The sequence below is a fragment of the Amycolatopsis thermalba genome (assembly GCF_023376025.1).
In the GTDB taxonomy this organism is placed as follows: Bacteria; Actinomycetota; Actinomycetes; order Mycobacteriales; family Pseudonocardiaceae; genus Amycolatopsis_E; species Amycolatopsis_E thermalba.
Window position 1 is genome coordinate 195,196 of the sequence record NZ_CP091196.1, and the last position, 11,194, is coordinate 206,389.

The following is an 11,194-nucleotide window of genomic DNA, read 5'->3' on the forward strand; positions in this document are numbered from 1 at the left end:
CACGATCGGGTGAGAAAGGACTGCATGTCGAAGCTGACCGGAGTGCACCACTTGGCCCTCACGGTGACCGACGTCGACCGGAGTGTGCCCTGGTACGAGCGGGTGCTCGACCTGCGGGAGACCGGACGGCGCGAGGATCCGGAGACCGGCCTGCGGAAGGTCCTGCTCCAGGCCCCGGGCGACGCGTTCTCGGTGGTGCTGCTGCAGCACCCGGACACCGAGCGCGGCCCGTTCGACGAGCGGCGCACCGGGCTGGACCACGTCGCGTTCACCGTGCCCACGTTCGGTGAGCTCAAGCAGTGGGAGCAGCGGCTGGCGGACTACGGGGTGGAGTACAGCCCCGCCAAGCGGTCGCGCACACTCCCCGGCTCGGCGGTGATCGTGTTCCGCGACCCGGACGGCATCCAGCTGGAGGTCTGGGCCGACATCGAGTCCTAGGTGTATCCGGCCGTTAGGTTGGTAGCCGGCTGATGGGCGGTCGTCCTCCGAGTGCGCTGTGGCGGCGTTCAGTGTTGTAGTGCTCGATCCAGGCTGCAAGTGCTGCTGCTCGTGCCTCGTTGCTGGTGAAGGCGTGCCGGTAGGCCCACTCGGCCTGGAGGGTGCGGTTGAGGCGCTCGACTTTCCCGTTCTGCCAGGGGCAGTGGGGCCGGATGAACTTGTGTGTTGCGCCGAGTGCTGCGACCGCGGCGGCCATGTCGCGTGATCGTCGGTAGCTGAGGTGGTTGTCGGTGATCACGCGCTCGATACGGGAGATCCCGTGATCGGCGAAGTAGGCGGCGGCACGCAGTAGGAACGCCGCGCAGGTCGAGCCCTTCTCGTCGGGCAGGATCTCGGAGTAGGCCAGGCGGGAGTGGTCGTCGACGAGTGAGTGGACGTAGTCGTAGCCGATGCCGCGAGCACGGACCTGTTCACTGCGGCCGTGGACACGCCAGCCACCGCCGTCGGGGATCTTGCCGAGCTTCTTGACGTCCATGTGGACCAGCTCGCCCGGTCGTTCGCGTTCGTAACGGACGCCGGTTGCGCGGGAGGCGCGAATGACGTCGCCGGTGATCGGGTCGCACTCGGCCAGGTAGGGCACCTCGTGGCGGCGCAGGATCCGCGACACGGTGCGGGGCGGGAGTCCGAGCTCGAGGCCGATCCAGTCCTGTCCGCGGCGTTCGCGGTGACGTAGGTCTAACACCCGCTGCTCGACCTCGTCGGGCGTGCGGTTGGGGCTCGTGTGTGGGCGTGAGGAGCGGGTGACCAGGCCAGACTCGCCTTCGGCGGCGTAGCGGTCGATCCAGGTCTTCACACACTTGCGGGACACGCCCATCGCTTCGGCGATGTGGGCCTGTTTCCAGCCGGCCTGGTGGCGTTGAACGATCAGTCGCCGACCGTGAACCGTCAGCCGGGCACTACCGTGGAACACGAAAACCTCCGGATCGGAGTGGGCCTTAGACAAGCCACATCCCAACCGGAGGTTCTCCTTTACTCAGCCAGACACGCCGCTACCAACGTCCTGACCGGATACACCTAGGCCGCCAGCCCCGCGCCGCGCACCGCGGACAGCGGGCCCGCCAGTTCCGCCTGGGCGAACCTGGACACGACGCGGAAGGCGACCAGCAGGTCCCGCCCGGACCGGCCGCCGCGGGCGAGCGCCCGCAGCGGCGCTACGGCCGGCGCGAGCGTGGGCAGGCCGACGCCGCGCCGCGTGAGCACCAGCGGGATGGCGTTCGGGCAGGCGCGCACCGCCCGCCAGAGCCCCTCCGCGATCGCCGCCACCTCATCGGCCCAGTCCGCGCCGTCCCCGGCCGGTCACGACACCCCGGCCATCACGGCCTCGCACGACGATCTCCTTCGGCACCGGGTAGCCGGCGATCTTGCCGGCGCAGGTCCGCGGGGTGACGCCTGCCCCGGACCGATTTCGCCCGCGCGGCGACTTGCCGCTCACTCCGGCGGGCAGGATCCAGCACGCGACTACCCGTAGCGAGCGGCCAGCTCTGCGCCGATCCGGGCCAGTTCCGCGCGGACCGGCTCGGGCTCCAGCGCCTCGATCAGCGCGCCCCAGCCCGCCAGGTGACGGGCCACGTCGAGCGGGGTCGGCGCGGCCAGGCGGACCCGGCTCCGGCCCGCCTCCTCGGCGACCACCTCGCAGTGCCGCCCGAACTGGTCCCGCAACACCGGCACGAACCGCGATTCCACGAGCACCGTCGCCCAGGTGCGCGATCGCCGCCGCTCCACCTCGCCGACCACCTCGTCCCACGCGGCGGCCAGCGTGAAGTCGTCCGGGCGGGCGGCCGGCTCGTCCGTCGGCTCGGCGCGCACGATCCGGTCGACCCGGAACGTCCGCCTGCCCCGCTCGGTGCCGGCCACCAGGTACCAGACCTCGTCCTTGTCGACCAGGCCCCACGGGTCGACCAGCCGCTCCGACCGCTCCCGCTTCGCGTTCGAGTACGTCAGCCGCACCTTCCGCCGCGCGATCACGGCGGCCTGCAGGCGGTCCACCAGTTCCGGCCGGACCTTGTCGCGCTCGCCCCAGCGCGGCGGGTCGATCATCGTCGCGCCGGCGGCGGCTTCCGCCTCGGCCCGGAACGGTCCCGGGAGGGCGCGCACCAGCTTGCGCAGCGCCGCCTTCGCCGCCTCCGACTCCGCGACCGGCCCGGCGAGCAGGAACAACGCGCGCGCCTCGGCCGCCGACAGCCCGCTCAGGTCGGTCCGCGCTCCCCCGACGAGCGACCATCCACCGCCGCGGCCGGGTTGTGGATAAACCGGGATCCCGGCTGTGGACAACGCCTCCAGATCCCGCCGCGCCGTCGCGACCGACACCTCCAGCTCGGCCGCCAGCTCCGCGGCCGTCACCCGGCCACGGGACTGCATCAGCAGCACGGCGGAGATCAACCGGTCGGCTCGCACGAATCCTCCCCGGAAAGTGCTCAGTTGGTGAGCACTTTAGGCGCGAGCATGGGTCCTGTCACCGGAGAAAGGACCCGAGATGTTGCGAGGACTCACCACCGTCACCTACTTCGCCGACGACGTCGAAGCCGCCGCGCGCTGGTACACCGAGCTGCTCGGCGTCGCGCCCTACTTCCGCCGCCCGGTCGACGGCCCGCCCGCCTACCTCGAGTTCCGGATCGGCGACTACCAGCACGAACTCGGCCTGCTGGACAGCCGGTTCGCGCCGCAGCGGCCGGCCGCGAACGGCGCGATCGCCTACTGGGCCGTCGACGACGTCGAAGCCGTCTTCCAGCGGCTCCTCGACCTCGGCGCGACCGAACACGACAAGCCCACCGAGCGCGGTCCCGGGTTCGTCACCGCGTCCGTGGTCGACCCGTTCGGCAACGTGCTCGGCGTGATGTTCAACCAGCACTACCTGGACGTGCTGCGATGAACACGGTCAGCGCGCGCACCGCGGCGGACTGGCGGGAGTGGCTGGCCGCGCACAGCGGCACCGAGCAGGAGATCTGGCTGGTCATCCAGCACAAGGACAGCCCGGTGCGCAGCGTCGGCTACGGCGAGGCGATCGAGCAGGCGCTGTGCTTCGGCTGGATCGACAGCCACGCCCGCAAACACGACGCGACGAGCTTCCGGCTGCGGTTCACCCCGCGGCGGCCGCGCAGCAACTGGAGCCGGGTGAACCGGGAACGCGCGACGCGGATGATCGAACAGGGCCGGATGACCGAGCGCGGCCAGGAGCAGATCGACCTGGCCAGGGCCTGCGGCGCCTGGGACTAGGCCGCCGCCGGGTACTCGTTGTCCGGCTCCTCGTCGACCGGGCGGCGCATCTCCTGCCGGTACCGGTAGAAGCCGTACCCGGTGCCGACGACGAAGAACGCGATCGACAGCCAGACCAGCACGGTCTTGACCCACGGGATCGCGTCCAGCAGGCCGGCTCCGTAGTAGCCGATCAGCACCAGCGTCGGCACCCAGAACACGCCGCCGATGGCCGTGGCGAACATGAACCGCCGCGGGTCCATCCGCGCGGCACCCGCGATCAGCGGCGCCAGCGTGCGCACCCACGGGATCCACCGGGCGGCGACGATCGCGAAGAAGCCCTTGCGGTCGAGGAACTCGCGCGCCCGTTCCAGGTTCGCCCGGTTCAGGACCTTGCCCCCGCGCCGGGCGATGAACCTGACCCCGGTCTGCTGGCCGATGTAGTAGCCGACCTGGTTGCCGACCACCGCGACGACCAGCGCGGCCGCCGACAACAGCCAGGCGCTCGCGTGCGCCCCGTGCGAGGCGAGCACGACCCCGGCCGCGAACAGCAGCGAGTCACCGGGCAGGAACAACCCGACGATGAGGGCGCACTCGATGAACACGAAGCTGAGCACGATGACCCAGACCAGCAGCGGGCCGGCTGTGTTCAACCAGCCGACGCCGACGGCTTCGGACGCGGCGAAGTCGAAAGTCACCCGGAAAGCGTACGTGCCGTACGCAACCACCAGTCATCCGATCGGCGGAAAATAGGTGATCGTTACGGAACGCGGTCGCACATCGACTCCGAATGCGCGACCGCGTTTCCCCCTCACATCGGCGGCAGCGACTCGCCCTGAACAGCCTCGATGTCGAGTTCGATCTTGATGTTCGACCCGATCGCGGCGACCCCGGCGCGCACCATCGCGTTGTAATTGATCGCGAAATCGTTGCGGTGCAGCTGGGTTTCGGCGTGGAACGCGACCCGCACGCCGCCCCACGGGTCGGGCCCGTAGCCGCCGTAGGTCAGGTCCAGCTCGACCGCCTTGCGCTCGCCGTGCAACGTCAGCTCCCCGGCCAGCGTCCAGGTGTCCGCGCCGCGCTGCCGCAACCCGGTGCTGACGAACCCGATCACCGGGTAGGACTCGACGTCCAGGAACTCCGGCGACCGCAGGTGGTCGTCGCGCATCTTGATGCCGGTGTCGATGCTCGCGGCCTTGATCTCGGCCTCGACCCGCGACCGCTCGACCGGGCGGCCGACGTCGATGCGGCCGCTGATTTCGGAGAACCGCGCCTTGATGCTGGCGATGCCCAGGTGCCGCGCCGTCGCCACGGCGCTGGAGTGCACCGGGTCGATCGTCCACGGCCCGGCCGGCGGCAGCTCGACGGCACCGGCCATCGGGGTCACCACGAGGTCGCCGAGCGAGCCCGACCCGTCCGAGCCGATCTGCGCGGTCCGCGCCAGCGGGGCGTACCCGGCGGCGGTGAGGACCGCCGTGTAGATGCCCGCGGGCAGCGGTGGGGTGACCACCGCTCCCGTGGCGTCGGCGACCGCGCGGGCGACCTGCTGGCCGCTCATGTCCGTCACGGTCAGCACCGCGTTCTCCACCGCCCAGCCCTCGGCCGTGCGGATCTGTGCGCGCAACCCGCTCATGACTGCTCCACCCCGTTGCTCGCCGGGTCGCCGAGCTGGTCGAGCACCTGCTCGTAGCCCAGGCGGACGTCGTGCTGCACGTCGCCGCCACCCGGCAGGTTCACCTGGCTCGTCGCCGGCGGGTACCCGCTGGCGACCACGGTGTAGTCGCCGTCGGGCAGGTCGCTGACGACGTACTCGCCGTTCTCGTCGGTCCGCGCGACCGCGGCGACGTTGCCCTCGGCGTCGAGGACGGTGATCCGCGCGTCCGGCACCGGGCGGCCGCCGTCGGTGCGGGCGGTGCCTGCCAGCAGCACGGCCGGCGCGACCTCGATGTCCTGCCGCAGCACACCGCTGTCCGGCACGGTGATCAGCGACGCGACCGGGCGCATCTTCTCGGCGCTCGCGACCAGCGTGTAGGTGCCGGAGCTGACGCCGTGGAACACGTAGCCGCCCTCGGCGTCGCTGATCGCGGCCCCGGTGACCTCGCCCCGCGAGTCGGTCAGCGTCACGGTGGCGCCGGCCAGCGGGGACCCGTTGCCCGCCACCCGGACCACACCGCTCAGCTCACCCGATCCGACGAGCGTGAGGTCCAGCCGCGCGGGACCGTCCGTGACGACCACGCTGGCCGCCTGCGGCTGGTGCCCGGCCGCCGACACGATCAGCACGTACGTGCCGTTGCCCGGCGCGCCGATGCGGTAGCCGCCGTCGCCGCCGCCGGTCGCCCGCGCGACCTGACGGCCCCGCTGGTCGATCAGGGTCAGCGCGGCGCCGCCGACCGACGTGCCGTCCTGGCGCCGGACGGTGCCGGTGATCGGCTGCCCGCCGGTGCCCAGCGCGTGGTCCGTCCCGGCGCTGGCGACCGCGTTCGTGATCGGGGCGGTCTGGGCGGCGAGCTGGTACTCGCCGTGTCCGTTGTCGCTCAACGCATGCCTCCCACCAACCAGTACGGGTTCGCGGTCCTGCTCGAACGCGGCGTCCGCGTCCGCCCAGGTGTCCGTCTCCGCTTCCGCCTTCGCCGTCTCGTCCGGCAGCAGCGCCTCGCCGCCCTCGACCGGCGGCGCGGGCACCGCCGGGCCACCGGCCAGCGGGATCTCCCGCATGAACGCCAGCACGATCGCGGCGAGCAGGGCGACCCCGGCGGCGACGTAGAAGACGCCGTGCATCGAGTTGGTGAACCCGGTCAGGATCGGGACCTTCACCGCGTCCGGCAGGTTGTGCAGGCCGCTGGTGTCCGCCTGCAGCGCGCTCAGCTGGTTCTGGTCGAAGCCCGCGGGCAGGTTGCCGCCGAAGGCGTCGGCGATCTTGCCCGGCAGCAGGTTGAACAGGATGGTCAGGAAGACCGCGACCCCCAGGGTGCCGCCCATCTGCCGGAAGAACGTCGCCGAGGCGGTCGACACGCCCATGTCGCGGCGCGGGCCGGCGTTCTGCGCGGCGATGATCAGCGTCTGCATGCAGCCGCCCAGGCCGAGGCCGATGAGCAGGGCGACGACCAGCGGCTGCCACAGCGGGCTGTCGTAGTGCACCTGCGCGTACAGCACCGCACCGGCGGCGATCAGCACCGTGCCGACCACCGGCAGGATCTTGTAGCGCCCGGTCTTGGCGGTGATCCGGCCGGAGATCTGCGAGCCGGTCATGATGCCCAGCACCAGCGGCAGCATCAGCAGACCCGCCTCGGTCGGCGTGTAGCCCCGCACGACCTGGAAGTACAGCGGGATCATGCTCAGCGCGCCGAACATGCCGAGACCGACGAGCGTGCCGCCGCCGATCGCGACGCTGAACGTCGAGTTGCGGAACAGCCGCAGCGGGATCAGCGCCTCGTCCTTCATCACGTACTCGACGAAGAGGAACAGCACGATGCCGAACGCCGCGACGGCGTAGCAGATCACCGACGTGGTCGAGCCCCAGCCCCAGGTGCGGCCCTGCTCGGCGACCAGCAGCAGCGGCACCACGGCGATGGCCAGCGAGATCGCGCCGAACCAGTCGATGCGGTGGTCCTGCCGCTGGTGCGGCACGTTCAGCACCTTGGCGACGACCACCAGCGCGACGACACCGATCGGGACGTTGATCAGGAAGATCCAGCGCCACCCCTCGATCGTGGCCAGGCTCTCGAAACCGGAGAACAGGCCGCCCAGCACCGGGCCGAGCACGGTCGCGCTGCCGAAGACCATCATGAAGTAGCCCTGGTACTTGACCCGTTCCCGGGCGGGCACCACGTCCCCGATGATCGTCATGGCCAGCGACATCAGGCCACCGGCGCCCAGGCCCTGGAACGCGCGGAACGCGGCCAGCTCGTACATCGAGGTGGCGAACGTGCAGGCGGCCGAGCCGATCACGAACAACGCGATCGCGGTCAGGTAGAACGGCTTGCGCCCGTAGATGTCGGACAGCTTGCCGTACAGCGGTGTCGCGATGGTCGCGGTGATCAGGTACGCCGTGGTCGCCCACGCCTGCTCGTCGAAGCCGTGCAGGTCGTTGGCGATCTTGACGATCGCGACGCTGACGATGTTCTGGTCCAGCGCCGCCAGGAACATCCCCAGCAGGAGTCCACTGAGGATGGTCAGGATCTGTTTGTGCGTCAGGCGCGGACCCTCGTCCGCGACGGCGCCCGCGGCGGGCACCGGTTGTTCTCGTGTGGAGCGTGTCATGCGCTTTCCCCCTTGCTGCGCGCCGAGATCTGGTCGGCGAGTTGTGGAGCGTGAGCTTCGATCCCCGTGTTGAGCCGGTCGAGGAGCCGGTTCAGGAGGCGGCGCTCCTCCTCCGGCCACTCGGCGAGCACCTCGGCCAGCCACCGGTTGCGTTGCCTGCGGTTCTCCTCGAACACGCGCAGCCCCTCGCTGGTCGGCGCGAGCAGGCAGGCCCGTCCGTCCTCGGGGTCGGCGAGGCGTTCGACCAGGCCGTGCTGCACCAGTGAGCTGCTCTGCCTGCTGATCGTGGAGATCTCGGCGTGCAGCGCCTCGGCGAGCTTGCTGGTGCGCTGCGGCCCGTCGTGGACGAGCTGGAACAGGATCGCGTAGGCGGCGCGTTCGATCCCGTCCGGTCCGAGCTTCGCGACCTGCGACTTGGCCTTGGTGAGCAGCCGCATGAACCGGACGAGCTGCACGCCGAGCTCGTCGGCGATGTCGAGCTCGGTGTCCGTGAAGGCCGCTTCCTCGACGGGAGATGGCATGGCCGGATCACTCTCTTCGTACGGGATGTCTTATTTGACCGAAGCAACTAGTTGCTCGTGTCAAGGATGCACCCGGGATAGTTGGTTGCGCCACTCAAATAACCCGTCTGTGGTCGACAACACTTTAGTTGCCACAGACAACTGGTTTGCCCGGGGTGATCGTTGCGGAAAATTTTTTCCGCAGAGCGGACGTGATCGGCACTACCATAGATGCATGAGCACCGACGCTTTGCTGACGAAACTGCGCGCCGAGCTGGGCAAGGACGCTGTTCTGACCGACGCGGACGTCACCGGGAGCTACTCCCGCGACATGATGCCGCTGGCCCCCTCCGGCCGGCCGTTGGCGGTGGTGCTGCCCTCGGACGTCGAAGGGGTGCAGGCGGTGGTCCGCGCGTGCGCCGAGGCGAAGGTGCCGATCGTGCCGCGCGGTGCGGGCAGCGGGCTGTCCGGCGCCGCGAACGCCATCGACGGCTGTGTCGTGCTCGTGATGACCAAGCTGGACCAGATCGTCGAGATCGACGCGGGCAACCGGCTCGCCGTCGTGCAGCCCGGCGTGGTCAACCTGGACTTCCGCAACGCGGTCGAGAAGCACGGGCTGTTCTACCCGCCGGACCCGTCCAGCTACGACTGGTGCACGATCGGCGGCAACCTGTCCACCAACGCGGGCGGGCTGTGCTGCGTGAAGTACGGCGTGACCACCGACTCGGTGCTCGGCCTGGAGGTCGTGCTGGCCGACGGGTCGCTGCTGAAGACCGGACGCCGGACCGTGAAGGGCGTGGCCGGTTACGACCTGGCGCGGCTGTTCGTCGGGAGCGAGGGCACGCTCGGGGTGATCACGCAGGCCACCGTGGCGCTGAAGCCGCTGCCGCAGGCGCCGGGCACGCTGGTCGCCGGGTTCGACAGCACCGAGGCCGCCGGGACCGCGGTGGCGCGGACCGTGCGCGAGGGCCTGGTGCCGTCGCTGATGGAGATCATGGACGCCAGCTCGATCAAGGCGGCCGAGACGTACCTGAAGACCGACCTCGGCGCCGGTTCCGACTGCCAGGCGCTGCTGCTGTGCCAGTCCGACTCCGGCGGCGAGGTGGCGCGGCGCGAGCTCGCCGCGCTGGAGCAGATCTGCAACGACTGCGGCGCGACGATGACCTACGCGACGGACGACCTCGAAGAGGGCCGGATGCTGATGCAGGCGCGCCGGGTCGTGCTGACCGCGCTGGAGCAGTACGGCGTGTGGCTGACCGACGACGTGTCCGTGCCGCGGACGCGGATCGCCGAGCTGATCGCCGGGTGCCAGCGGATCAGCGAGGAGGTCGGGCTCCGCATCGCGGTGGTCGGGCACGCCGGCGACGGCAACATGCACCCGACGATCGTCTACCAGCCGGACAGCGCGGACGAGTTCGCCCGGGCGCGGCGCGCGTTCGACGAGATCCTCGACGTGGGGTTGACGCTGGGCGGCACGGTGACCGGCGAGCACGGCGTCGGGAAGATCAAGAAGGAGTGGCTGGAGCGCGAGATCGGGCCGGTGGGCATGCGCGTGCACCGGCAGATCAAGCAGGCGCTGGACCCGGAGAACCTGTTCAACCCGGGTTCGATGTTCTCGATGGCCTGAGACGCACGAAGGCCGCCGCACCCGGGCAGGTGCGGCGGCCTTCTTGTGTCTGCGTCAGCGCTCGATGCGCGGGATCCGCTGCGTGACCTCGGCGTCGGACTCGGCGCGCGCGGCGGCCGCCAGCTTCTTCTCGCGGCGGCCCTTCGCCCACTCGATGACGATCGGCACCACCGAGACCAGCACGATCAGGATGAAGATGGCCTCGATGTTGTTCTTGATGAACGAGATGTTGCCGAGCAGGTGCCCCAGCGCGGTGATGCCGGCGGCCCACAGGATGCCGCCGATCACCGTGTAGGTGAAGTACTTCTTGGGGTCCATGCGGCCGATGCCGGCGATCCAGGTGATGAACGTCCGGACGAACGGCACGAACCGCGCCAGCACGACCGCCTTCGGGCCGTGCTTCTCCAGGAAGGCGTGCGTCTTGTCGACGTACTCCTGCTTGAAGAAGCGCGAGTCCGGGCGCTTGAACAGCGCCGGCCCCGCCTTCCAGCCGATGGCGTAGCCGACCACGTTGCCCACCAGCGCCGCGACGGTCACCAGGGTGCACACCAGCCACAGCGGCGCCTGGATCGAGCCCTGCGCGACGAACAGGCCGGCGGTGAACAGCAGCGAGTCACCGGGGAGCACCGGGAAGATGCTGCTCTCGGCGAAGATGATCAGGCACAGCCCGAGGATCACGTATGCGCCGAACTCGGTCAGCAGGTACTCCGGGTTGAACCACTTCGGCATGAGAGCGAGCGTGGTCGCGGTCTCGGCGAGAATCACAGCACAAAACGGTACAGGGTGACCCTGTGTGCAGTATGTGGGCTCACAGGAGAGTGATGAGACCGATGACCGCGCCGGTCGCGAGACCGAGGAGAGCGGCCAGGCCGAGGACCCAGTAGGCGGGCAGGTCGCGCACGGCGTGCCGGCGGGGCGGCTGCGGTCGCGACGGCTTCGCCGGCTGCTCCAGGGCGGCGCGCTCGCGTTCCAGCGAGCTGGCGTCCGCGCCGGACAGCAGGCCGAACCGCGGCCACCCACCGGAGGGCGGGCCGGGGTGCGGCGCGCTGCGGGCCTGCGCCTGCAGCGCCTCGGCCAACAGCCGTTCCGGATCCTTCGGCTCGCTCACCCTGCACAG

General features: G+C 70.4%; 13 protein-coding genes. 4 read left to right on the plus strand and 9 right to left on the minus strand.

Features of this window, described 5'->3' with window-relative positions; translation table 11 throughout:
• Positions 1-24 precede the first annotated feature (24 nt).
• Positions 25-438 carry a VOC family protein gene (locus L1857_RS00960; protein ID WP_094006500.1) on the plus strand — a complete coding sequence of 138 codons (414 nt, stop codon included), beginning with the start codon at positions 25-27 and terminating at the stop codon, positions 436-438.
• A 13-nt stretch (positions 439-451) separates the two neighbouring features.
• Here L1857_RS00960 and L1857_RS00965 read toward each other — a convergent pair whose 3' ends face one another.
• The 3 genes from L1857_RS00965 to L1857_RS00975 form a co-directional block, all read right to left on the minus strand.
• Positions 452-1,408 (minus strand): IS481 family transposase, encoded by a 957-nt coding sequence (locus L1857_RS00965; protein WP_094009241.1) that lies wholly within the window; start codon positions 1,406-1,408, stop codon positions 452-454.
• A 104-nt stretch (positions 1,409-1,512) separates the two neighbouring features.
• Positions 1,513-1,761 (minus strand): hypothetical protein, encoded by a 249-nt coding sequence (locus tag L1857_RS00970; protein ID WP_116114652.1) that lies wholly within the window; start codon positions 1,759-1,761, stop codon positions 1,513-1,515.
• A gap of 195 nt (positions 1,762-1,956) precedes the next feature.
• Positions 1,957-2,892 (minus strand): helix-turn-helix transcriptional regulator, encoded by a 936-nt coding sequence (locus L1857_RS00975; protein WP_249464277.1) that lies wholly within the window; start codon positions 2,890-2,892, stop codon positions 1,957-1,959.
• Between the two features lie 79 nt (positions 2,893-2,971).
• On the opposite strand from L1857_RS00975, the gene L1857_RS00980 reads away from it, so the two are divergent.
• Together L1857_RS00980 and L1857_RS00985 are read left to right on the plus strand one after the other, a co-directional pair.
• Positions 2,972-3,367, plus strand: coding sequence for a VOC family protein (locus tag L1857_RS00980; RefSeq protein ID WP_094006503.1), 396 nt, complete (start codon positions 2,972-2,974; stop codon positions 3,365-3,367).
• Positions 3,364-3,711, plus strand: a complete 348-nt coding sequence (locus L1857_RS00985; RefSeq protein ID WP_094006504.1) for a YdeI/OmpD-associated family protein — start codon at positions 3,364-3,366, stop codon at positions 3,709-3,711. The genes L1857_RS00980 and L1857_RS00985 overlap by 4 nt, the downstream gene beginning before the upstream one ends.
• Here the strand turns inward: L1857_RS00985 and L1857_RS00990 are convergent.
• From L1857_RS00990 to L1857_RS01005, 4 genes are all read right to left on the minus strand, one after another.
• Positions 3,708-4,388, minus strand: a complete 681-nt coding sequence (locus tag L1857_RS00990) for a DedA family protein (protein ID WP_094006528.1) — start codon at positions 4,386-4,388, stop codon at positions 3,708-3,710. The two genes, L1857_RS00985 and L1857_RS00990, sit on opposite strands and share 4 nt — an antisense overlap.
• 113 nt (positions 4,389-4,501) lie before the next feature.
• Positions 4,502-5,323 carry a YceI family protein gene (locus tag L1857_RS00995; RefSeq protein ID WP_116114656.1) on the minus strand — a complete coding sequence of 274 codons (822 nt, stop codon included), beginning with the start codon at positions 5,321-5,323 and terminating at the stop codon, positions 4,502-4,504.
• A complete protein-coding gene (locus tag L1857_RS01000) occupies positions 5,320-7,950 on the minus strand; it encodes an MFS transporter (RefSeq protein WP_116114658.1) in 2,631 nt (876 codons plus the stop codon). The genes L1857_RS00995 and L1857_RS01000 overlap by 4 nt, the downstream gene beginning before the upstream one ends.
• Positions 7,947-8,471 carry a MarR family winged helix-turn-helix transcriptional regulator gene (locus L1857_RS01005; protein ID WP_094006507.1) on the minus strand — a complete coding sequence of 175 codons (525 nt, stop codon included), beginning with the start codon at positions 8,469-8,471 and terminating at the stop codon, positions 7,947-7,949. Before L1857_RS01005 ends, L1857_RS01000 begins: the two co-directional genes overlap by 4 nt.
• 214 nt (positions 8,472-8,685) lie before the next feature.
• Here L1857_RS01005 and L1857_RS01010 point away from each other — a divergent pair, with 214 nt between their 5' ends.
• Positions 8,686-10,077: an FAD-binding oxidoreductase gene (locus L1857_RS01010; protein ID WP_094006508.1), complete on the plus strand. Its 1,392-nt coding sequence runs from the start codon at positions 8,686-8,688 to the stop codon at positions 10,075-10,077.
• A gap of 54 nt (positions 10,078-10,131) precedes the next feature.
• On the opposite strand, the gene L1857_RS01015 is transcribed toward L1857_RS01010, so the two are convergent.
• Both L1857_RS01015 and L1857_RS01020 read right to left on the minus strand, forming a co-directional pair.
• Entirely contained in the window at positions 10,132-10,842 is a 711-nt protein-coding gene (locus L1857_RS01015; RefSeq protein ID WP_094006509.1) for a DedA family protein, read from the minus strand.
• A 43-nt stretch (positions 10,843-10,885) separates the two neighbouring features.
• Positions 10,886-11,185, minus strand: coding sequence for a hypothetical protein (locus L1857_RS01020; RefSeq protein ID WP_094006529.1), 300 nt, complete (start codon positions 11,183-11,185; stop codon positions 10,886-10,888).
• Positions 11,186-11,194: the final 9 nt, after the last annotated feature.

What these genes read in the sequence shown, in the direction of transcription:
- L1857_RS00995 (WP_116114656.1), bottom strand. Translation starts at nt 5,323, where the DNA reads ATGAGCGGGTTGCGCGCACAGATCCGCACGGCCGAGGGCTGGGCGGTG.
- L1857_RS01010 (WP_094006508.1), top strand. Translation starts at nt 8,686, where the DNA reads ATGAGCACCGACGCTTTGCTGACGAAACTGCGCGCCGAGCTGGGCAAG.
- L1857_RS01000 (WP_116114658.1), bottom strand. Translation starts at nt 7,950, where the DNA reads ATGACACGCTCCACACGAGAACAACCGGTGCCCGCCGCGGGCGCCGTC.
- L1857_RS01005 (WP_094006507.1), bottom strand. Translation starts at nt 8,471, where the DNA reads ATGCCATCTCCCGTCGAGGAAGCGGCCTTCACGGACACCGAGCTCGAC.
- L1857_RS00980 (WP_094006503.1), top strand. Translation starts at nt 2,972, where the DNA reads ATGTTGCGAGGACTCACCACCGTCACCTACTTCGCCGACGACGTCGAA.
- L1857_RS00985 (WP_094006504.1), top strand. Translation starts at nt 3,364, where the DNA reads ATGAACACGGTCAGCGCGCGCACCGCGGCGGACTGGCGGGAGTGGCTG.
- L1857_RS00960 (WP_094006500.1), top strand. Translation starts at nt 25, where the DNA reads ATGTCGAAGCTGACCGGAGTGCACCACTTGGCCCTCACGGTGACCGAC.